This window comes from Paracoccus sp. 22332 (assembly GCF_052045125.1).
Classification (GTDB): Bacteria; Pseudomonadota; Alphaproteobacteria; order Rhodobacterales; family Rhodobacteraceae; genus Paracoccus; species Paracoccus haematequi_A.
The window spans coordinates 88,690-110,515 of the sequence record NZ_JBQEOI010000008.1; the positions used below are offsets into that span (position 1 = coordinate 88,690).

The window sequence follows — 21,826 nt, forward strand, 5'->3', positions numbered from 1 at the left end:
GGATGGGTTCAGGCGGCGAGGAAATCGCCGATTGTCTTCAGGGTCTCGGGACGTTCCTGCGGCACCAGATGGCCGGTGTCGGGAACGGACAGGAATTGCGCGGCGGCCAGGTTTTCCAGCCAGATCGGGGCTTGGGACGCGGGCAGCAGCCGGTCCTGTTCGCCCCAGACCAGCAGGGTCGGATTGGTGATCCGCGCCATGAAGCGGCGCAGGTTCGGATGGCCCATGCCGAAGGGCGCGCAAAGCCGCCCGACCAGATCGCCTTCCCGCGCGCGGTCGGCGCCGAAGGATTCGGCAAATGCCGGATCGCTGCCGTCGGGGAAAAAGCGCGCCGCGACCGCCGGGTCATGGGTCAGATAGCCGGGGAAATCCTGCGGCGCGATGCCGCCAAGCGGGGTCGCCGGATGGGCGGGATCGTTCAGCCCGGCGGGGGCGATCAGCACCAGCTTGTCAAAGCGATCCCGCGCGATGGCGGCCAGTTCGGTGGCCATCCAGCCGCCCATGGAAAAGCCCATCAGATGCGGCTTTTCGGTCAGGTCCAGCACATCCAGCAGGTTCAGGTAATGCAGCAGCATGTCCGACATGTCGGCCACATGCGGCGCCGGGCCGGACAGCCCCATGCCCGGATGGCTGGGCAGCAGCACGCGGAAGCGGTCGGCAAGACCTTCGGCGAAATCGAAGCCCTCCAGCGTCGCCGCGCCGTGCAGGAACAGGACCGGCCTGCCCCGGCCCAGGGCCTTCACCACCGTCCGCACGCCGCCGATGTCGTATTCCAGCGTTTCGAAGTTCACGGCCATGTTTATTCTCCTAAGGACAGTTCGGGCTGGATCAGCACCTTGCATTGCGTGGTGCGGCGGCGCAGGGATTCGAAGACCTGCGGCACCTGCGACAGGCCGATGCGGTCGGTGATGATCGCCTGCGGGGCAAAGGGACTGGCGGCCAGCGCGTCCAGCGACATGCCGAATTCGTTGCGCTGATGAAAGAAGACGCTGAAGATCAGGTCGATTTCCTTGGACAGCGCGACGAAGGGATCCCAGTCGTCGCCGCCGATGCACAGCCCGACGCCGACCACCTTGCCTTGCAGCCGCACCGCTTGGGCCGCGGCCTGCAACAACCCGCGCTTGCCCACGCATTCGAAGACGATATCCGGCGCGCCGCCGCACAGGTCGGCCAGGTTTTCGGACAGCGCGGGGCCGGACAGCGCAAATCCCGTGGCCCCCAAGGCCAGCGCGCGGTCACGCTGATGATCGTGCAGGTCGGCCATCACCACATGGCCGGCCCCCATCCGCCGCGCCCAGAAGGCGACCAGCAGCCCGATGGGACCGGCGCCCAGCACCGCCACCCGGTCGCCCGGCTTCATGCCGGACCGGACGATGCAGTGCAGCGCGACCGCCAGCGGCTCGGCCAGGGCGGCGTCGGACAGCGCCACGCCGTCGGGCAGGCGTTGGCACTGGCGCGCGGCGACGGTGACGTAATCGGCATAGCCGCCGCCGATCAGCACCATGTCGGGGCAGCGCGCCGGATCGCCCGCCAGACAGCGCGGGCAGCGGCCGCAGCCGCGCATCGGCACCACCGCCACCCGGTCGCCGGGGCGCAGGTCGCGGACCTCGGCCCCCGCCGCCACCACCTCGCCTGCGATCTCGTGGCCCAGCACGAAGCCCGGCCCGATGCCGAAGGGCGCGGGATCCTCGGTGATGTGCAGGTCGCTGCCGCAGATGCCGCAACCGGCGACGCGCAGCACGACCTCGTCCGGGGCGGGCGCGGGGTCGGGGCGGCTGCCCGTGCGCAGCGGCTGGCCCACAGCATCGAAGATGACGGCCTTCATGGCTTGTCCCTTTCCAGAACCAGGTGGCGGCGGATCGGGAACCAGGGCGCGTCCCAGCGTTTCGAGATCATGCCCCAGATGCCGGTGCGGGCATAGAGCGCGACCAGCACCGTCATCACGCCCAGCACGACGAAATAGCTGGCGCCATATTCGCCGAACCAGCGGTCCGCGATGAAATAGATCAGCGTGCCGATCAGCACCCCCTCGATCGAGGCAATGCCGCCGACCATGACGATGAAGATCGCCAGGTTCGACCACATCGGATCGAAGGCCGAGGGCGGATTGATGCGCAGTTGCGCCATGAAATAGACCGCGCCGACCAGCCCGCAGCCCACCGCCGCCGCGACATAGATCAGGAACCGCAGCCTGCGCACGTTCACGCCCTGGCTGGCCGCCGCCACCGGATTGTCGCGCATGGCGATCAGCGCCAGACCGAAGCGTGACCGGAGGAACCAGTAGCTGCCGCCGATGCTGACCAGGACCAGCAGCGCGCAGAACAGCGACATGGCGATGTTGCGCTGAAAGGCGGAATAGTCCTTCATCACCGACAGCGACATGCCCGCCCCCGCATTCACCCAAGACAGGTTCGAGGCGACCAGCCGGAACACCTCGGCCACGACCCAGGTGCCGATGGCGAAATACGGCCCGTCCAGCCGGTGCAGCAGCAGATAGCAGGGCACGGCCAGCACCAGCGGCACCAGCAGCGACAGGAAGACCGCCAGGAACGGGTTGATCCCGAAGGTCTGGGCCAGCACGAACAGCGCATAGCCCGCCGCCCCCATGAAGGCCTGCTGGCCCACCGACACAAGGCCCGCATAGCCCGCCAGCAGGTTCCACATCTGCGCCACGGCGATATAGCAGCACAGTTCCAGCACCATGCGGATGGTGCCGGTCCTGGCCCACCAGGGCATTGCCGCCAGCCCGATCACCGCCAGCACGAACAGCGCCAGCGCCACCCGCCCCGAGGCCGTCTGCCGCCGGATGGACACCTGCATCGGCATCATGGCAACCATTGTCATGTCTCAGGCCCTTCCGAACAGGCCCTGCGGGCGCGTCGCCAGCACGAGCAGAAAGACGATATGCCCCGCCAGCACGCCGAAGCCGGGGTCGATGCGGAACCCGACGGCCTGCGCCACGCCCAGGACCATCGCGCCCAGGAAGGCGCCCCAGACCGACCCCATGCCGCCGATGATGACCGCCTCGAAGGCATAGATCAGCTGCGCGCCGCCATCGGCCGGGGCCACGGTGGAGCGCAGCGACTGGAACACGGCCGCAAAGCCCAGGATACCGACCGCAATGGCCGTGGCCGAGGCATAGACGGCGCGCGGGTTGATGCCGGTCATCGACGCCGCCTCGACATCCGAGGCCGCAGCCCGCAGCGCCCGGCCGAAGCGCGTGCGCTTCAGCATCAGGTCCAGCCCCCAGGTCAGCGCGACCGCGACGGCCAGCACGATCACCGGCAGAAGGCCGATATAGATGCCGCCGATCTGCACCGACCGGCTTTCGATCCCGCCGCCGGGCAGCGAGCGGCTGTTGGCCGACCAGATCTGCAACATCAGGTTCTGCAAGGCCAGCGACAGGCCAAAGGTCGCGATCAGCGAGGGCAGCGGATCCTCGCCCACCACACGGTTCAACACCGCCTTTTGCAGCAGCCAGCCCAAGCCCCCCGCCAACGGCACCAGCGCCACCATGACGGCCATCGGGCCCAACCCAAAGGATGAGGCAAGCGAGATCCCCACCAGCGACAGCAGGATCACCAGATCGCCGTGGCTGACGTTCACGATCTTCATCACCCCGAACATCAGCGCCATGCCCAGCGCGTATTGCGCATACATGCCGCCCAGCAGAACGCCCTGGATCAGCGCGTCAAACCACTGCATGGGAACCTCCGAAATAGGCCTGGCTGATCTGGTCGCGCGTGACCGATCCCGAGGGGCCGGTCAGCGTCACCCGGCCTTCCAGCAGGCAGTAAAGCCGGTCCGATGCCGACTGGGCCAGGCCCACATCCTGTTCCACCAGCACCACCGAGGTGCCTTGCGCCCGGATCTCGGGCAGGGCGGCATAGATTTCGCGGATCACCTTGGGCGCAAGGCCCAGGCTGATCTCGTCGCACAGCAGGACGGTCGGCTGGCACAGCAGCGCCCGGCCGATGGACACCATCTGCTGCTGCCCGCCCGACAGGCTTTGCACCGGGGTGCGGGCCTTTTCGTTCAGGATCGGGAACAGCTGGTGCAGCCGCGACAGCGACCAGCCGCCCTTGCGGCCCAGCCGGTCGGCCTGATCGACGGCCACGCGCAGGTTGTCCTGGACCGACATGCCGGTAAACAGCCGCCGCCCTTCCGGGACGATGGCCACGCCCCGCTGCACCATGCGGTCGGCGGGGGTGCCGCCGATGGGCTGGCCGCCCATCCGCACCATGTCGGGCGCGACCGGCAGCAGCCCCATCACCGCCCGCAAGAAGGTGGATTTCCCCGCGCCGTTGGCGCCGATCAGCGCCACCGCCTCGCCCTGGCCGATGTGGAAGTCGATGCCGTAAAGCGCCTGGAAATCGCCATAGCGCGCCACCAGCCCATGCGTGGAAAGAACGGCGCTGGTCATCCCTCGATCCCCATATAGACGCGCTTCACCTCCGGGTCGGCGATCACCGCATAGGGCGCGCCCTCGGCGATCTTTTCGCCAAAGTTCAGCACCATCAGCCGGTCGGCCACGGCCAGCAGCGCGTGCAGCACATGCTCGATCCAGACGATGGTCACGCCCCGGTCGCGGATGCGCCGCACCAGGGCCACCAGATCGCGGGATTCGTCGTCGGTCAGCCCGCCCGCGATCTCGTCCAGCAGCAGAAGCTGCGGGTCGGATGCCAGCGCGCGGGCCAGTTCCAGCCGCTTGCGGTCCAAGAGCGTCAGGCCCCCGGCGCGCAGGTTGGCCTTGCCCGTCAGTTCGCAGTCCTCCAGCACCTGCGCGCAAAAGCCATAGCTGTCGCGTTCCGACCGGCCGCCCCCGAAGGTCGAGGCGACCAGCAGGTTCTCGAACGTGGTCATGCCGGAATAGGGGCGCGGGATCTGATAGGTCCGCCCGATCCCCATCTTGCAGCGCCGGAACGGCGGCTCGCCTTTCAGAGGCACATCGCCCAGGCGGATTTCACCGCCCGAAGGGCGGATGTCGCCGCTGATCATGTTGAACAGCGTGGTCTTGCCCGCGCCGTTCGGACCCAGGATGCCCAACACCTCGCCGCGATGCACATCGAAGCTGACGCCGTGCAGCACCCGCACCGCGCCGAAGCTTTTCGACACGTCGCGCGCGGAAAGGTGAATCTCCGTGGCCATCCCGATCCTTTCGGCCTGTTCGGTGGTGTCGCGCATGGTCACCAGGCGATCGGGACGATCTTCTGTTCCGGCGGGAACAGCTGGTTGACGGTGTTGTCGACGATCTTCAGGTCATAGGGCCAGTTCGCGCCCTTGACCCATTGCCCGCCAAAGATCGGCATGGTGCAGATGTTCTTGTGCGGCGTGCCGCCGAACCGGACCGGGCCGCAGACGGTGGACAGGTCGGTCGCCGCCATCGCCTCGCGGTTGGCCTCGCGGTCCAGGGGATCGGCCGAGCGTTTCAGGATGTCGATGGCCACCTCGATCAGGGCATGGGAATAGCCCAGCGGCTGCGTCCACTGGCGTTTCTGGTCGGCCTCCCACTCGTCCGCGATCTGGCGTCCGGTCTGGCCCGTCAGCGAGGACTGGAACGGGAAGGCCGGGGTCCACCAGACTTCGGTGGTCATGCCGTCGCCCAAGGCCCCCATCGCCTCGACCCCGCCGGGGAACAGCAGCGCCGCCGCGACCGTGATGGCCTTGGGCTTGAAGCCCTGCTGGTTGCACTGGGTCACGAAGGTCTTGAGGTCGTCGGGATAGGCGATGCCGCCGATGATCTCGCAGCCTTTGGCCTTGAATTCCGCGATCTGGGCGGAAAAGTCGTTGGTGCGCGGCTGGAAATAGCCGGGGATCACCACCTCGTATCCGGCGGCGCGGGTCGGCGCGGGCAGGCCGTAATCCTCGTTCCCCCAAGTCTCGCCGTCGATGTTCTGCGGGAACAGCATGCCGACGACCTTGTTGCTGTCCAGCCCGTTCCACAGCCCGACATAGGTGTTCAGCGCCTCGTCCAGGCCCCAGAAGAAATGATAGGTCCAGTCGAATTCGCCGCCCCCGCGCGGCATGATGACCGCCTGCCAGGGCGCCCCGGCCGAGATGCAGGGGGTTTCATACAGTTCCGACTGCTCCATGACCGGCAGGATCGTGTCGGTGGTCGAGGCGGGCACCATCAGATGCACCTCGTCGTTCAGGATCAGGTCGCCCGCGATCTCGGCCGCCTTGTTGGGGTTGGACTGGCTGTCGCGCTCCAGGATCTCCAGCTCATAGGTGCTGCCGTTGGCGGCGGTGATGGTGCCGCCCAGCGCCGCGCGGATCTTCTGGACGGTATAGCCGTCGGTTTCCCCGAACAGCCCCAGCGGGCCGGTCGCGGGGGTGATATAGGCCATCCTGATCCTGCCCGCCGTCTGCGCGCGCAGGTATCCCGGCAAGGCCAGGGTCGAGACCATCCCCGCGCCCGCGCCGCGCAGCAGGGACCGGCGGCTGATGCCCGATCGGACAAGCTTGTTGTAATAGGTCACTGTCGTTCCTCCCTTGGATGGGCCGCGCGCCCCGGCCAGGCGCGGGGCGGCGTTCAGGTCATGCGGGTCAGGGCGCCGCCGTCGATCACGATCAGCGATCCCGTGAAGAAGGCCCCGGCGGGCGAGGCCAGCAGCAGCGCCAGGCCCTTGATGTCCTCGACATCGCCGATGCGGCCGATCAGCGACTGGCGCTCGAAGGCGGCGCGGTCGGCCTTGTTGCGCAGCCGCCCGCCCGCGATGTTGGTGATGAAGGGGCCGGGCAGGATGGCGTTCACGCGGATGCCATAGGCGCCCAGTTCCATCGCCATGTGGCGCACGAAATGGTTCACCGCCGCCTTGGCGGGCATGTAGCTGGTGCCGACAATGCTTTCGTTGATCTGCGAGGCGATGGACGAGGTGACGATGATCTGCCCCCCGCCGTTGGGCTTCATGTGCCGCGCGGCGTTCTTCACGGTGGTATAGACCGAGGTCAGGTTGATCTCGATGCCGCGGTCCCACTGGCTGTCGGGGATGTTCTCGATGGCGCCGTCGGGATTGCGGTCGCCGTCGGGCGTCATGAAGCCGGGACCGGGATCGATGCCCGCATTGGCGAACACCGTGTCGATGCGGCCATGGCGGTCGGCCACCGCGTCGAAGGCCATGGCCATGGCCGGGCGGTCGCCGACATCGACCTGCCGGCCCCAGATCTCGCCGCCCTGCCCGGCCCCTTCGGCCAGGTCCGCGACCGTGCGGTCCAGCCCTTCGGCGTCGATGTCGAAGATGCAGACCCGCGCGCCCTGTTGCAGCAGGATCTCGGCATAGGCGCGGCCGATGCCGCTGGCGCCGCCGGTGACGATCACGGATTTGCCGCGCACGTCGAACATCGTCTCAAGTGAAGCCAAGGCATCCTCCCATTCTGCCCTTCGGTCCAGGACGGGACACGCCGCCGCGACCCGCCCCAGGGGCGGGCAAAGCGGCACCGGCCGGGTAGAAACCCGGACTAGGCATCGGTCCTGTCGAGAAGGCTTCGCCCGCCTCCCAGAGGGCGAAACCAGTGCCTGCATCAAGCGGTCTGCATCTGCGCAAGTCAAATGCGAAAAACCCCCGTTAGCATAGCGGTTCGATATATAGCGGCGGGTGCCGCCCGGTCAGGCCAGCGCCTCCATCCTGCCGCCGGTCGGAATGTCGGGCGCGGCGCCGTTCTCGACGATCACCAAGTCATAGCCGCCGCCTTCCTTCCGGCGCCATTGCCCGCCGGTCAGCGGCGTCTTGCAGACGTTGCGCGCGGCAAAATCCGGCACGCCCGCGCCGTTCCATGCGACCCTGCCCACGACCGTGGTCATGTCGGTCGCGGCCACCGCCTCGGCCACCGCATCGCCATCAGCGGCGTCATCGACGCGGCCCATCACATTGGCCGCCACCTCGAACAGCGAATGGACGAAGCCGATCGGCTGGGTCCAGGGCCGCCCGGTTTCGGCGGTGAAATCCGCCGCCAGCCCGGCCGAGCTTTTCCCCGTCAGGGTCGAGGAAAACGGATGCGAGGGCGACCACCAGACCTCGGACGACAGGTTGTGCCCGGCCTCGCCCAGCGTTTCCACCGATTGCGGGAACAGCAGCGCCTTGGCGACCGTCACCGCCTTGGGCCGCAGCCCCTGCTGGCGCATCTGCGCCCAGAAGGTCGCGAAGTCCGGCGGGATCAGGACGCCGGTGATGATGTCCGAATTCGCCGCCTTGAACGCATTGATCTGGGCCGAGAAATCGTCGGACAGGTTCTGGAAGCTGCCGGGATTGGTCAGCGCATATCCCCGTTCTGCCAAGCCCGGCTGCAACCCGGTCTGAGGGTCGCCCCAGGCATTGCCGTCGGCGTCGTTGGGAAACAGCCCGCCCACCGCCTTGCCGGTCCGAAGCTGGTCCCACATGGCGGTATAGACCTGGATCACGTCCTCCATCCCCCAGAAGTAATGGAAGGCGTAATCGAAGCCCTGCCAGCTTGCCGGGTCGCGCGGATTGCCCTGCTGGCCGATGAACCAGGGCTGCCAGGGGGCGACGGTGGTGATGCAGGGCACGCTCTCGCCCTCGCAGACCCCGGCCACGGGATTTGTGTTTTCCGGCGTTGAGGCCGCCAGCATCAGGTTGACCTCGTCGGCCAGGATCAGTTCCTTGGCGACCTCGGCGGCGCGGTTCGGGTTCGACTGGCTGTCCTTGACCACCACCTCGAAGTCGCGGCCCAGTTCCGATGCCAGGAAGGTCTTGATGTTCCAGTCGTCGCTTTCGGCGAAACCCGCCAGCGGTCCGGTGCGGGGCGTGACATAGCCCAGCCTGATCCGCGCGCCCTGGGCGATGGCCGGTGCGGACAGATGGGGCGCGGCCAGCGTCAGGCCGGTCGCCGCCGTCGCGCGCAGGAATTTTCGTCTGGTGAACATCTCATCCTCCCCTGATGATCTGCGGGCGGTCCCCGGTCCACCCGCGCCCTTCGTGCAAGCATGACCGTTCGAAAGACGATTTTGGTTAGGATCTTGGGCCGCCAGCATAACCCGGCGTTATGAACTGCCCGGCCGTTACCGCGCCGCCGCCATCCGGGGCGCATGGCCCGCCGCCATGTCGCCCAGCATCGCCGCCAGCATGGCGATTTCGGCGTCGGATACCTCGTGCCCCCGGCCCGGAAAGAGATCGGTCCGCAGCGCGGCGCCGGATCGGCCCAGGGCCACGGCGGCTTCGGCAAAAGCCTCGACCGGGATCCACGGATCGGCGTCCGAGCCGGTCAGATAGACCGGCAGCCCCGGCGGAAGTCGTTCGGGACGCGCATCCCCCGCCACCCCCACGCGGCAGCCGGTCAGCGCCGCCAGCGCATCGGGCGCGTCCTGTCCGGCAAAGGCGTATTCCAGCGACAGGCAGGCCCCTTGCGAAAACCCCGCCAGCAGAAGCGGCAGGCCGGGCGCGGCGGCACGGGCATCCCGGATCAGCGCGCGCAGGCCCGCAAGTCCCTCGTCCAGTGCCAACCGGGTTTCCGGGGTCAGCGGATCGACCGCGCGGGCGGCATACCAGCTTGCCCCCGGCGCGCGGGGCAGCAGGAAGGCAATCCCCGACGCATCCAGCCGCGCCAGCACATGCGACTGCATCTCCTCGGGCGACTGGCCCCGGCCGTGGACAAGGACGCACAGCGCCCTTGCCGCCGACAGATCCGCCCCGCAGCGCAGCAGGTCCAGCACCGCCGTCATGCGAATTCCGCGGCCTCGAGGCCCGCGCGCAACTCGTCCTCGCGATCCTTGAACCAGGGCGGAAAGACCAGGGTCTTGCCGATCTCGCCCGGCGCCTCGTCGCGCGCCCAGCCCTGCGGCGTGGTCCAGGCCAGTTCGAACAGCGCGCCGCCGGGGCTGCGGACATAGCAGGACTTGAAATAGTTGCGGTCCTTCTGTTCGGAAATGTCGGTAAAGCCCAGGCCCTCGATATGGGCGCGCAGCTTCAGCTGGTTTTCCTCGTCGCCCGTGTTCAGCGCCAGGTGGTGGATGGTGCCGCCCGCCAGTGTCCAGGTGCCCTGGGGCGAGGCGCGGTCCTCGATCACCTCGACCCGCTGGATCACGCCATTGGCGTCGGGCACGCGATAGACGGTGCCTTCGTCGCTGTCGGCCTCTTTCGTCAAAGGCAGCGCGACGGTCATGAAATCGTCCATCGCCGTGCGGTCGAAACAGGCCACCAGCCCGCCATAGATGCCCTTGATGCCCTGGGCGGGGCCGATGCCCTGCGCCTCGTTCACGATCGGCTGGCGCGGGTCGCCGTCGCTTTCGACCAGTTCGTGCGGAATGCCGCAGGGATGGGCGAAGACCACGCGGGTCGCCCCGAAGCGCGCGGTCTTTTCGGCCGCCAGCCCGCGCGCGTTCAGCCGGTCCACCCAGAAATCCGCAGCGCCCGGCGGGATCGACTGCATGATGGTGCGCGACTGGTTGGTGCCGCGCCGGCCATAGACGCCGGGCTTGCGAAAGGGAAACGTGGTGATGATGGTCGAGGCATCGCCGTCGGGCGAGCCGTAATAGAGGTGATAGACCGGGATCACCCCGTCGAACAGCACCGTGCGCTTGACCGAATGCAGGCCCAGCGTCTTGGTGTAGAAATCGAAATCCTCCTGCGCGCCGTCCGTGGATAGGGTCAGGTGGTGATATCCGCTGACAAGAGCCATGTGTTTTCCTCCGTTTGAATGTCAGGGTACGGCCTGGCCCAAGGGGCACAGGACAAGGGTCAGATCCAGCCGATGCTCGGACAGGCCGGAACGGGTCCGGGTGGCGCGGAAATCGGCCAGAAGCGCGGGTTTGACGCCGAAGATCGGGTCGCGGCCAAGGGCGGGATGGGCGCGGTCGAAGATATGCGTGGTCAGGGTCTGACAGCCCGACGCGGTGACGCGGAAATGCAGATGCGCCGGACGGTCCAGCGGGCAGCCCAGCGCCGCCATCAGCCGCCCGACCGGCCCGTCCGAGGGCAGCGCATAGCCCCCCGGCATGACCGACAGAAAGTCGAACCGCCCCTTGGGATCCGCCCGGAACCGGCCGCGCAGGTTGAATTCGGGTTGGTTGTGGGGCTGCTGGTTTTCGTAAAGGCCCGCGCCATTGGCGTGCCAGACCTCGACCAGCGCGCCGGGCAGCGCATGACCCTGAATGTCGGTGACACGCCCCGACACGCGCAGCCTTTCCCCCTTGCCGTCCCGCGACAGGTCCGCCCCCAGCGGCAGGTCGGGCGCATCCGCGCGATAGAACGGCCCCGCCCCGGTATTCGGGGTCGCGCCCGGCGGACGGGGGGCGTTCAGCCCCTCGACCAGCGCCGAGACGCCCAGCACATCGGCCAGCAGCACCCATTCCTGCCGCTTGTGGTCGGTGTGATGGCCGACCTGGGTCAGAAAGCCCAGCGCCTCGCGGAATTCGGCGGATGACGGGTGCAACTCGGCGATCAGCAGGTGCAGGTGACGGGCGATCCGGGCGACGGCCTGGGCCAGCCGCGTCGGCGGAACCATCGCCAGCCGCTGCGCCAGGTCGCGGCCGATCTGGTCCGCGACGGGCATCGCATCATGCGCCCAGGGATCGCGCCCATCCTCCATTCCTGCGGGGCCTCCCCTCCCCTTGCAAGGGTGGTAGCATGGCCGCCGCGAAAACTGCTTGAGTTTTGCCATGGTCAATATAGCACTCTGCTATGCGCCTGAACGAACGCCACCTCATGCAGCTTGCCGCCGTCCTGGACGCGGGGGGCGTGTCCGAGGGTGCGGCCATGCTGGGCCTGACCCAGCCCGCCGTCAGCCGGTCGCTGTCCATGCTGGAGGCGCGGGTGGGCGAACCGCTGTTCGTCAAGGGCCGCCGCCCCTTGCAGGCGACGCCGCTGGCCGCGCAACTGGCCGCGCAGGGCCGCGTCATCATCGCCGCGTCGCGCCAAGCCTCGGACGCGGTGCAGGGATTCGTCAAGGGCACCAGGGGCCTGGTCCGCCTGGGCGGCGTGCCCTTCTTCATGGACGCGATCATCAGCGGCATGGTCGGCGAATTCCAGCGCCGCGAACCCGAGATCGTGATCCAGCAAAGCTATATGAACCTGCCCGAGGTGATCGCCGCGCTGGAGGGCGACCAGCTTGACCTGGGCATCGTCGCCATGGGCGAGATGTCGTCCGGCCCCGGCTTCGAATTCACGGAGATCCTGCCCGGCCGGAACGTCGTCGCCTGCCGCCGGGGCCATCCCCTGATGCGCAAGCGCCCCATCGAGGCCGCCGACCTGGCCGCCTGTCCATGGGTCGCGCCGCTGCCGGGATCGCCGCTGATGTCGGATCTGCAAATGATCCTGATGAGCATCGGCATGTCGGATCTCAACATCCGCTATTCCGGCGGCTCGCTGATGAGCGTCGTGAACGTCCTGGCCGAGACCGACTCGCTGGCGGTCCTGCCGTTTTCCGTCGTCTTTGCGCTGCGCGACCCCGGCCATGTGGCTGTGCTGCCCTATCAGATCCCGCAACCGAACCGCTCGCTGGGGATCATGCGCAAGGCGGGCGGTCCGCGGCTGCCCGCGTCGGACCGTTTCGCGGGCCACGTCATCGCCGCCTTCGACAGTCTGCGCCACGCCATCAAGCGCCATGAAAGCGCGGTGATCTGGGGGCAGTCCTAGGCCTGGGGAACGCTTTGCAGGGCCAGCAGGCGGGGCCAGGCATCGCTTAAGCGCCGCGCCCCTTGTCTTGGCGGCGAGCTTCGGCTTGAAATCGGGGCGATGCGGCGCAGACCATGCGCCGCCGATCAGACCGGGGCGGAGACCGACAAGATGAGCGATGCGGGCGCAAGCTGGATCGACCGCTTTCCGGGGCTGGGCCGCCTGCCCGCCGACATCCGCGCCGATCTGGATCGCGGCAGCCAGATCGTCGCGGTGCCCGCAGGCACCCAGGTCTTCCAACCCGGCAAGTCGGCCGACAGCCTGCTGCTGCTTCTCAAGGGCACCGTCCGGGTCCAGCAGCGGTCCGAGACGGGACGAGAGGTGTTTCTGTACCGCGTCCACGCCGGGGAAAGCTGCGTCCTGACCACCGCCTGCATGCTGGCATTCCAGGATTATTCCGCCGATGGCATCGCCGAGACGGATGTCGAGGCGGCCGTGATTCCGCGCAAGACCTTCGACGACCTGGTGGCCCGTTCGCCGGTGTTCCGCGAATTCGTCTTTACCGCCTATGCGCGGCGGATCACCGACCTGTTCAGCCTGATCGACGACATCGTCTTCCAGCGCATGGACGTGCGGCTGGCCTCGCGGCTGCTGGAACTGGCCGACGACCGGGGCGTGGTGCGGGCGACCCATGCGGTCCTGGCGTCCGAACTGGGCACCGCGCGCGAGGTGATCTCGCGTACGCTGGCGGAATTCCAGCGGCGCGGCTGGATCGAGCAGGCGCGGGGCGAGCTGCGGCTGATCGGGCGCGAGGGGCTGGAACGGCTGGTCCGCGCCGCCTGAACGCTTGGTGACCAAGTCACCGACGCATCGGGCGCCAGGATGCGAGGATCCGTCATCACGCGAATCCCGGAGGCGAAAGATGAAGACGAACATGGGCACCTTCGACCGCGTTGCGCGCATCAGCGCGGCGGTCATCCTGGTCTGGGCGGCATTCGGCACCGCCTTCGCGGCCACCGGCCTGCCGCACTGGCTGTTCCTGGCCATCGCGGCGGTGTTCCTGCTGACCTCGATCATGGGCAACTGCCCGCTTTACAGCCTGTTGGGGCTGAGAACCTGCCGCGACTGCTGATCCGCGAACCCAGTTCAGGCCGGGCCCGCCCAGGCGCCGCCCGGCCCGATCCGTCACCCCTTCAAAAGAAACGAGCAGTCAATGCGGCCTTATACCCCCGACCTGTCCGTCCGGCCCGAGGTCACGGGATTCTTCGACCCGGCGACGAACACGATTTCCTATGTGGTCAAGGATCCCGGTTCGGCCGCCTGCGCCATCGTCGACAGCGTCATGGACATCGACTATGCCGCCGGCCGCATCAGCCATGACCACGCCGACCAGATCATCGCCCATGTCCGCAACCGGGGCCTGACCGTGGACTGGCTGATCGAGACGCATGTCCATGCCGACCATCTCAGCGCCGCCCCCTATATCCAGCAGAGGCTGGGCGGCAAGCTGGGCATCGGCCGCGGCATCACCGTGGTCCAGGACACCTTCGGCAAGGTTTTCAACGAAGGAACCGAGTTCCGCCGCGACGGATCGCAGTTCGACCGGCTGTTCGACGACGGCGACACCTACCGGGTCGGCGGCATGACCTGCCTGGCGATCCATACCCCCGGCCATACCCCGGCCTGCATGACGCATGTGATGGGCGACGCGGCCTTCGTGGGCGATACGCTGTTCATGCCCGACGGCGGCTCGGCGCGCGCGGATTTTCCCGGCGGCGATGCCGGAACGCTGTACGATTCGATCCAGAAGGTGCTGAGCCTGCCCGACGAGACGCGGCTGTTCATGTGCCACGACTACGGGCCGAACGGCCGCGAGATCCGCTGGGAAACCACCGTGGCCGAGGAAAAGGCCCACAACATCCATGTCGGCGGCGGCAAGACGAAAGAGGAGTTCGTCCGCTTCCGCACCGAACGCGACGCGCAACTGGACATGCCCAGGCTCATCATCCCCTCGCTTCAGGTGAACATGCGCGGGGGCGAGCTGCCGCCGCCGGATGGCGACGGCAGGCGCTACCTCAAGGTGCCGGTCAACGCGCTGTGATCCCGGCCAGACGCCCGGCAGACGCGCGAACCGACGGCGATGGCCCCTGCCCGCTGACGGCCGGACGCCACCGGAAATGGCACACCCGGCCCCAACGGCGGGGGGCCGCGACGCAATGAGACCGGCGCAAGGGGGCAAGCGGTCCGTGACGAGGATGGTCAGCCGGTATCTTCCCATCCTCGACTGGGCGCGCCGCTATGACCGGGCGGCGCTGTCGGGCGACCTGCTGGCGGCAGTGATCGTGACGATCATGCTGATCCCGCAATCGCTGGCCTATGCGATGCTGGCAGGGCTGCCGCCCGAGGCGGGGATCTATGCCTCGATCGTGCCGATCATGCTCTATGCGGTCTTTGGCACCTCGCGCAGCCTGGCGGTGGGGCCGGTCGCCGTGGTGTCGCTGCTGACCGCAAGCGCGGTGGGCCAGGTCGCGCAGCAGGGCACGGCGGATTACGCCAGCGCGGCGCTGACGCTGGCGGCGCTGTCGGGCGGGTTCCTGTTGCTGCTGGGGTTGCTGCGGCTGGGGATGCTGGCGAATTTCCTCAGCCATCCGGTGATTTCGGGCTTCATCAGCGCCTCGGGGATCCTGATCGCGGCCTCGCAGCTGCGCCACCTTCTGGGCATCCCAGCGGGCGGCGACACGCTGGTCGAGATCGCCGCCGGGCTGCTGTCGAACCTGGGCCAGGCCAACCCCGCGACCCTGGCGACCGGCGCCGCGGCGACCGGCTTTCTGGTCTGGGTGCGGCGCGGCATGAAGCCCGCCCTGCAGCGCCGGGGCGTGCCGGCGCGCATGGCCGACATCCTGACCAAGGCCGGGCCGGTGCTGGCGGTCGTGGCCACCACCCTCGCGGTGCGGGCGCTGTCGCTGGACCGGGCGGGCGTCGCCATCGTCGGCGCGGTGCCGCAGGGCCTGCCGCCGCTGACCCTGCCCGGCCTGTCGCCCGCGCTGATCCGCGAACTGGCCCTGCCCGCAGTGCTGATCTCGATCATCGGCTTCGTGGAATCGGTGTCGGTCGCGCAGACGCTGGCCGCGCGACGGCGGGAACGGATCGACCCGGACCAGGAACTAATCGGCCTGGGCGCGGCCAACCTGGGCGCGGCCTTCACCGGCGGCTATCCGGTCACCGGGGGCTTCGCCCGGTCGGTCGTGAACCACGACGCAGGGGCCGAGACGCCCGCCGCCGGGGCCTTCACCGCCATCGGCCTGGCCTTCGCGGCGGCCTTCCTGACGCCGCTGATCCATGACCTGCCCAACGCCACCCTGGCCGCCACGATCATCGTGGCGGTGCTGGGTCTGGTGGATCTGTCGATCCTGCGACGGACCTGGGCCTATTCCAAAGGCGACTTCGCCGCCGTGGCGGTCACCATCCTGCTGACCCTGGGCGCGGGGGTCGAGATCGGCGTGGCGACCGGCGTGGTGGTGTCGATCCTGCTGCATCTGGTCAAGACCGCCCGGCCGCATGTCGCCGTGGTGGGCCTGGTTCCCGGCACGCACCATTTCCGCAACGTCGCCCGCCACCGGGTCCAGACCGATCCCAGCCTGCTGACCATCCGCATCGACGAAAGCCTGTATTTCGTGAATGCGCGTTTTCTGGAAAACCTGATCCGCGACCGGGTTGCCGACGATTCGCCGGTCGCGAACGTGGTGCTGATGTGCCCGGCGGTGAACGACATCGACTTCTCGGCCCTGGAAAGCCTCGAGGCGGTGAACCGGCGCCTGGCCGAGTTGGGCATCGGCCTCCACCTCAGCGAGGTGAAGGGCCCGGTCATGGATCGGCTGAAATCCAGCCATTTCCTGGACCAGTTGAACGGCCGGGTCTTTCAAAGCCAGTATGACGCCTGGCGCGCCCTGACCGGCGCGCCCTGCCGGTCGGCGGGGGAATGAAGGGGGCGGACGAGGGATTGGGATGAACGCTATGGTGGCGAAGGGTTCCTGTTCGGGACCGAACCTGCGGCCTTTCTGACCCGCCATGCCGGCCGGTTCGCGCCAGGCGACCGGGTGCTTTGCGTGGCGGATGGCGAGGGGCGCAACTCTGTCTGGCTGGCCGCGCAGGGCTGCCGGGTCGCGGCCTGGGACGCCTCGGCCGTCGCCTTGGCCAAGGCCCGGCAGCTGGACCACGGCACCGGCGGGCCGCGCCTGGTCGAGAACCTCTATACCCCGCAGATGCTGCAAGACGCCTTTGCCGGCTGGGACATCCCGGTGCTGCGATCCTACGAGGCGCATCTGGCCGAGGGAGCCGCCCATGCCGGGCCCTCGGCCCTGATCGACCTGATCGCCAGACGGCCCGGCTGAGGGCACAAGCCACCCTGCGGCCGATCTCAGACGCGGGAAGATTCCGCCGGCGGGGGCCGGGACCGTTCCGCCTCTGCCTGCTCGTGGATCCAGCCGCGCAGCAGTTCTGCGGCGGGGGACAGCCCGTGGCCGCGATTCCATGTCAGATAATAAACCCCCGGCGCGCGGAAGATCAGGTCGGTCAGGCGGACCAGTTCGCCACGCTCCAGCATGGGGGTAATCATCCGGTGCCAGCCGATGGCCACGCCCTGATCGGCCGCCGCCGCCTGCATGGCCAGGCTGAATTTGCCCAGGCGGCGGGCCTCGAACGACCGCGCCGACACGCCGCCTTGCAACAGCGCCTGTTCCCAGGTCACCCAGTCGGGCGCCACCCAGTCGATGTCCAGAAGCGGCAGGTCGGGAAGGTCGGCCGTCGTGGCCCCGGCATGGCGCCTGGCGAAGGCGGGGCTGCAGACGGGATAGAGCCAGTCGTCGAACAGGGGTTCCGTCACGTCGTTGATCCAGCCCCCCATGCCGTGCCGGATGCGCAGCTCGACCTCCTCGGGGCGGAAGTGGCGGCTGTTCTCGGCCAGCTGGTGGTTGATCATGATTTCGGGATGGCGCTGCCAGAACTCGGGCATCCGGGGGACAAGCCACATCGTCGCCGTGGTGTCGGTGGTGGCGATGGTGACGTTCCGGGATCGGTCGCCGCGCTTGATCTCTCGCGACACGTCGGCGATGCGGGAAAATCCCGCAGCGACGCTGGCGTAAAGCTCGGTCCCGGCCGGGGTCAGCCTGACCCCCCGACCCGTGCGAATGAACAGCGGCACGCCGAACTGCGCTTCCAGCGCCTTGATCTGACGGCTGATCGCCGCCGAGGTGACATTCAGCTCGGATGTCGCCAGCTTGAGACTGCCGTGCCGCGCGACGGCCTCGAACACCTCCAGCCCCGTCAGGGAGGGAAGATCATAAAAGCGCCGGACCATCGCATCCCCCCGAGTTGCGCCAGCATCAATTCACAGTCAATTTTTTATCGCATTGCCCTGCTGATGCAATTCGCCATTGATCGACACCGGGGTCCGAGGCGACCCCGGCCACCACGCAACACAGGGTTCATCACGATGACCGCGCCGCAGCATTTCAGCGACAGACGCAAGATCGGCCCCGGCAAGATCGACCTGGACCGGGGCGAGACCCTGGCCGACGGATCGCCCAACGACGGCGACCGGATCGAGATCGGCCCGACCCGCCTGGCCTTCCAGGAATGGGCCGCCGCCGGGCTGGCCGCGCCGAACCTTGAAGCCATGCGCCGGTATCGCTGGGAAAGGCTGACCCGCCATGTCGTCGACCGCGACTATGGCGCGGTGCTGATGTTCGATCCGCTGAACATCCGCTATGCCACCGATTCGACGAACATGCAGCTGTGGAACACCCACAACCTGTTCCGCGCCGTGCTGGTCTGCGCCGATGGCTACATGGTCATCTGGGACTACAAAAGCTCGCCCTTCCTGTCGGCCTTCAACCCGCTGGTGCGCGAACAGCGGTCGGGGGCGGATCTGTTCTATTTCGACCGGGGCGACAGGATCGGCCCTGCGGCGGACCGCTTTGCCGCCGAAGTGCGCGACCTGGTGGACCACCATGGCGGCCGCAACCGGCGGCTGGCCGTGGACAAGATCATGCTGCACGGGCTGCGCGCGCTGGAGGCGCAGGGCTTCCAGGTCATGGACGGCGAGGAACTGACCGAGAAAGCCCGCGCCATCAAGAGCCCCGACGAGATCCTGGCCATGCGCTGCGCCGTCCATGCCTGCGAGGCCGCCGTGGCCGAGATGGAGCAGGCGGCCCGTCAGGGCGTGCCGCTGGGCCATATGTCCGAAGACGACATCTGGTCCTGCCTGCACGCGGGCAACATCCGGCGCGGCGGCGAATGGATCGAGACGCGGCTGCTGACCTCGGGCGTCAGGACCAACCCCTGGTTCCAGGAATGCGGCCCCCGCATCGTGCAGCCGAACGAGATCGTGGCCTTCGACACGGATCTGATCGGATCCTATGGCATGTGCGTGGACATCAGCCGGACCTGGTGGATCGGCGACCAGCCGCCGCGCCCGGACATGATCGACGCGATGAAACTGGCGCGCGAACATATCGACCACAACATGGCGATGCTGCGCCCCGGAGTCGCCATCCGCGAGTTGACGATGAACTGCCATCGCCTGCCCGACACCTGCCAGAAGCAGAAATACGGGCTGATGATGCACGGCGTCGGACTGTGCGACGAATGGCCCATGGTCGCCTATCCCGACGGGCATGTCGAAGGCGCCTTCGACTATGCGCTGGAAGCAGGCATGGTGCTGTGCGTCGAGGCGCTGATCTCGCCCGAGGGCGGCGATTTCTCGATCAAGCTGGAGGACCAGGTGCTGATCACCGAAACGGGGTTCGAGAACCTGACCCGCTATCCCTTCGACGAGCGGCTGGGCTGACGGGCAAGGAATGCGGCGACGAAGCGGGTCGCCTTCACCCCCGACAAGGCAGCGTCGCGCCGGATTGCGCGCGGCGGGGGGACCGCCGCGCGCGGGATCTCAGGCCGGATAGGCCGGGGCGCCGAACAGGTCCAGTTCCATGACCTTCGTCCAGGCCCGGACGAAATCGCCGACGAATTTCGCGGCGTTGTCGGACTGGCCGTAAACCTCGGCCAGGGCGCGCAGTTGCGAATTCGACCCGAACACCAGGTCGACGCGCGTTCCCGTCCACCGCACCGCGCCGGTCTTGCGGTCCAGCCCCTCGAACAGGGTCTGATCCTCGTTCGCGGGACGCCACTGGGTGCCCATGTCCAGCAGGTTAACGAAGAAGTCGTTCGTCAACTGCCCCTTGCGCGTGGTCAGCACGCCATGGGGCGCGTCGGCGTGGTTGACGCCCAGCACCCGCAAGCCGCCGACCAGCACGGTCATTTCGGGCGCGCTCAGCGTCAGAAGCTGCGCGCGATCGACCAGCATCTCCTCGGGCGCGATGCGATAGGCGCCGCTGGAATAGTTGCGGAAGCCGTCGGCCTCGGGGCGCAGCAGATCCATGCTGGCCACGTCGGTCTGGTCCGCCGTCGCATCCATCCGGCCCGGCGTGAAGGGCACCGTCGCCGGATGGCCGCCCGCAAGGGCCGCCGCCTCGACGGCCGCGCCGCCCGCCAGCACGATCAGGTCGGCCAGGGAAACCCGCTTGCCGCCGGTCTGGGCCGCGTTGAATTCGGCCTGCACGGTTTCCAGGACGCCCAGCACGCGGGACAGCCGGTCGGGCTGGTTGATCTCCCAGTCCTTTTGCGGGGCAAGCCGAATCCGCGCGCCGTTGGCGCCGCCGCGCCGGTCCGACTGGCGGAAGGTCGAGGCCGAGGCCCAGGCCGTCGCGATCAGGTCGGCATGGCCCAGCCCCGATGCCAGGATCCGCGCCTTCAGCCCGGCAATGTCGACGGCGTCGATCAGGGCATGGTCGCGGGCCGGGATAGGATCCTGCCAGATCAGATCCTCGGTCGGGGCCTCGGGGCCAAGATACAGCGACCTTGGTCCCATGTCGCGGTGCAGCAGCTTGAACCAGGCCCGCGCGAAGGCGTCGGCGAACTGGTCGGGGTTCCGGTGGAAGCGGCGGGCGATGGGTTCATAGATCGGATCGAACCGCAGCGACAGATCCGCCGTCGTCATGAAGGGCGCGTGCTTCACGGCCGGATCATGCGCGTCGGGAATCATGTGTTCTGGCCGACAGTCCTTGGCCCGCCACTGGATCGCTCCGGCGGGGCTGGTCACCTGTTCCCAGTCATAGCCGAACAGCATGTCGAAATAGCCGTTGTCCCAGGTGGTCGGGTTCGGCTTCCAGGCCCCTTCGAAACCCGAGGTGGTGGTGTGGACGCCGTGGCCGCCGCCCAGCCGGTTCAGCCAGCCGAAGCCCTGGTGTTCGATGGCGCAGCCCTCCGGCTCGGCCCCGACCAAGGCCGGGTCACCCGCGCCATGCGCCTTGCCGAAGGTATGGCCGCCCGCGACCAGAGCTACGGTTTCCTCGTCGTTCATGCCCATGCGGCCGAAGGTGTCGCGCACGTCGCGCCCCGATGCGACCGGGTCGGGATTGCCGTCCGGCCCTTGCGGGTTCACATAAATCAGGCCCATCTGCACCGCGGCCAGGGGGTTGGCCAGGTCGCGTTCGCCCGAATACCGGCTGTCCGGCTTGTCCGAGGTGGCCAGCCATTCGCCTTCCGGCCCCCAATAGATGTCCTCCTCGGGCGCCCAGATGTCGGCGCGGCCGCCCGCAAAGCCGAAGGTCTTGAAGCCCATCGTCTCCATGGCGACGTTGCCCGCAAGCAGGATCAGATCGGCCCAGGAAATCCGGTTGCCGTATTTCTGCTTGACCGGCCACAACAGCCGCCGCGCCTTGTCCAGGTTGCCGTTGTCCGGCCAGGAATTCAGCGGCGCGAACCGCTGGTTGCCGGTGGAGCCGCCCCCGCGCCCGTCGGCGGTGCGATAGGTTCCCGCCGCGTGCCAGGCCATCCGCACCATCAGCCCGCCGTAATGGCCCCAGTCCGCAGGCCACCAGTCCTGGCTGTCGGTCATCAGCGCGGCCAGATCCTTTTTCAGCCCGTCGTAATCCAGCTTCTGGAACTCGGCGCGATAATCGAAGCCCGGTCCCATCGGGTCGGATTTCGCGTCATGCTGGTGCAGGATCGACAGATCCAGGTGGTTCGGCCACCAGTCCCTGTTCCTGCGCCTGGCGCGCGGCGCGGCGCCGTGAACCACCGGGCATTGCCCGGCAGGTGTGCTTCCATCCATGATGTCCTCCCTCGGATAGATAACCGAACGGCCCGCCCCCTCCCCGGACCTGGGCCGACAGGGCGATCCTAACGGGACGCTGACTTCAGGG

General features: G+C 68.1%; 21 protein-coding genes. 7 read left to right on the forward strand and 14 right to left on the reverse strand.

Features of this window, described 5'->3' with window-relative positions:
* Positions 1-8 precede the first annotated feature (8 nt).
* From ACTJI6_RS11365 to ACTJI6_RS11420, 12 genes are all read right to left on the reverse strand, one after another.
* Entirely contained in the window at positions 9-797 is a 789-nt protein-coding gene (locus ACTJI6_RS11365) for an alpha/beta fold hydrolase (RefSeq protein ID WP_440800803.1), read from the reverse strand.
* A gap of 2 nt (positions 798-799) precedes the next feature.
* The gene (locus ACTJI6_RS11370; protein WP_440800805.1) at positions 800-1,825 is read right to left on the reverse strand and encodes a zinc-dependent alcohol dehydrogenase; all 1,026 of its coding nucleotides are present in this window, start codon (positions 1,823-1,825) and stop codon (positions 800-802) included.
* Positions 1,822-2,844, reverse strand: a complete 1,023-nt coding sequence (locus ACTJI6_RS11375; RefSeq protein WP_440800807.1) for a branched-chain amino acid ABC transporter permease — start codon at positions 2,842-2,844, stop codon at positions 1,822-1,824. The genes ACTJI6_RS11370 and ACTJI6_RS11375 overlap by 4 nt, the downstream gene beginning before the upstream one ends.
* 3 nt (positions 2,845-2,847) lie before the next feature.
* A complete protein-coding gene (locus ACTJI6_RS11380; RefSeq protein WP_440800809.1) occupies positions 2,848-3,705 on the reverse strand; it encodes a branched-chain amino acid ABC transporter permease in 858 nt (285 codons plus the stop codon).
* Entirely contained in the window at positions 3,692-4,423 is a 732-nt protein-coding gene (locus tag ACTJI6_RS11385) for an ABC transporter ATP-binding protein (RefSeq protein ID WP_440800812.1), read from the reverse strand. Before ACTJI6_RS11385 ends, ACTJI6_RS11380 begins: the two co-directional genes overlap by 14 nt.
* The gene (locus ACTJI6_RS11390) at positions 4,420-5,184 is read right to left on the reverse strand and encodes an ABC transporter ATP-binding protein (RefSeq protein WP_440800900.1); all 765 of its coding nucleotides are present in this window, start codon (positions 5,182-5,184) and stop codon (positions 4,420-4,422) included. Before ACTJI6_RS11390 ends, ACTJI6_RS11385 begins: the two co-directional genes overlap by 4 nt.
* Before the next feature lie 2 nt (positions 5,185-5,186).
* The gene (locus ACTJI6_RS11395; RefSeq protein ID WP_440800814.1) at positions 5,187-6,479 is read right to left on the reverse strand and encodes an ABC transporter substrate-binding protein; all 1,293 of its coding nucleotides are present in this window, start codon (positions 6,477-6,479) and stop codon (positions 5,187-5,189) included.
* Between the two features lie 53 nt (positions 6,480-6,532).
* Entirely contained in the window at positions 6,533-7,360 is an 828-nt protein-coding gene (locus ACTJI6_RS11400) for an SDR family NAD(P)-dependent oxidoreductase (RefSeq protein WP_440800815.1), read from the reverse strand.
* A gap of 246 nt (positions 7,361-7,606) precedes the next feature.
* Complete coding sequence (locus ACTJI6_RS11405; protein ID WP_440800816.1) at positions 7,607-8,881, reverse strand: ABC transporter substrate-binding protein; 1,275 nt, start codon at positions 8,879-8,881, stop codon at positions 7,607-7,609.
* A 135-nt stretch (positions 8,882-9,016) separates the two neighbouring features.
* A complete protein-coding gene (locus ACTJI6_RS11410) occupies positions 9,017-9,676 on the reverse strand; it encodes an alpha/beta hydrolase (RefSeq protein ID WP_440800818.1) in 660 nt (219 codons plus the stop codon).
* Entirely contained in the window at positions 9,673-10,632 is a 960-nt protein-coding gene (locus tag ACTJI6_RS11415; RefSeq protein WP_440800819.1) for a VOC family protein, read from the reverse strand. Before ACTJI6_RS11415 ends, ACTJI6_RS11410 begins: the two co-directional genes overlap by 4 nt.
* A gap of 21 nt (positions 10,633-10,653) precedes the next feature.
* Positions 10,654-11,541 carry a dioxygenase family protein gene (locus ACTJI6_RS11420; protein WP_440800821.1) on the reverse strand — a complete coding sequence of 296 codons (888 nt, stop codon included), beginning with the start codon at positions 11,539-11,541 and terminating at the stop codon, positions 10,654-10,656.
* A gap of 92 nt (positions 11,542-11,633) precedes the next feature.
* Between ACTJI6_RS11420 and ACTJI6_RS11425 the strand changes: the two genes are divergently transcribed.
* The 6 genes from ACTJI6_RS11425 (at position 11,634) to ACTJI6_RS11450 (ending at position 16,957) form a co-directional block, all read left to right on the forward strand.
* Positions 11,634-12,587 carry a LysR family transcriptional regulator gene (locus tag ACTJI6_RS11425; protein WP_440800823.1) on the forward strand — a complete coding sequence of 318 codons (954 nt, stop codon included), beginning with the start codon at positions 11,634-11,636 and terminating at the stop codon, positions 12,585-12,587.
* A gap of 150 nt (positions 12,588-12,737) precedes the next feature.
* Positions 12,738-13,409: a Crp/Fnr family transcriptional regulator gene (locus ACTJI6_RS11430; RefSeq protein WP_440800825.1), complete on the forward strand. Its 672-nt coding sequence runs from the start codon at positions 12,738-12,740 to the stop codon at positions 13,407-13,409.
* A gap of 79 nt (positions 13,410-13,488) precedes the next feature.
* On the forward strand, positions 13,489-13,698 hold the full coding sequence (locus tag ACTJI6_RS11435; RefSeq protein ID WP_126153195.1) for a YgaP family membrane protein: 210 nt from the start codon (positions 13,489-13,491) through the stop codon (positions 13,696-13,698).
* Positions 13,699-13,779: 81 nt separating this feature from the next.
* Positions 13,780-14,667 (forward strand): MBL fold metallo-hydrolase, encoded by an 888-nt coding sequence (locus ACTJI6_RS11440; RefSeq protein ID WP_126153194.1) that lies wholly within the window; start codon positions 13,780-13,782, stop codon positions 14,665-14,667.
* 154 nt (positions 14,668-14,821) lie between these two features.
* Complete coding sequence (locus tag ACTJI6_RS11445) at positions 14,822-16,549, forward strand: SulP family inorganic anion transporter (protein ID WP_440800902.1); 1,728 nt, start codon at positions 14,822-14,824, stop codon at positions 16,547-16,549.
* A gap of 123 nt (positions 16,550-16,672) precedes the next feature.
* The gene (locus tag ACTJI6_RS11450) at positions 16,673-16,957 is read left to right on the forward strand and encodes a hypothetical protein (RefSeq protein WP_440800828.1); all 285 of its coding nucleotides are present in this window, start codon (positions 16,673-16,675) and stop codon (positions 16,955-16,957) included.
* 26 nt (positions 16,958-16,983) lie between these two features.
* Here the strand turns inward: ACTJI6_RS11450 and ACTJI6_RS11455 are convergent, their stop codons facing one another.
* Positions 16,984-17,922, reverse strand: a complete 939-nt coding sequence (locus tag ACTJI6_RS11455; RefSeq protein WP_440800830.1) for a LysR substrate-binding domain-containing protein — start codon at positions 17,920-17,922, stop codon at positions 16,984-16,986.
* Between the two features lie 135 nt (positions 17,923-18,057).
* Here ACTJI6_RS11455 and dddP point away from each other — a divergent pair, with 135 nt between their 5' ends.
* Positions 18,058-19,413, forward strand: coding sequence for a dimethylsulfonioproprionate lyase DddP (dddP, locus tag ACTJI6_RS11460; protein ID WP_440800832.1), 1,356 nt, complete (start codon positions 18,058-18,060; stop codon positions 19,411-19,413).
* A gap of 99 nt (positions 19,414-19,512) precedes the next feature.
* Here dddP and katG read toward each other — a convergent pair whose 3' ends face one another.
* On the reverse strand, positions 19,513-21,735 hold the full coding sequence (katG, locus tag ACTJI6_RS11465) for a catalase/peroxidase HPI (RefSeq protein WP_440800834.1): 2,223 nt from the start codon (positions 21,733-21,735) through the stop codon (positions 19,513-19,515).
* Positions 21,736-21,826 lie beyond the last annotated feature (91 nt).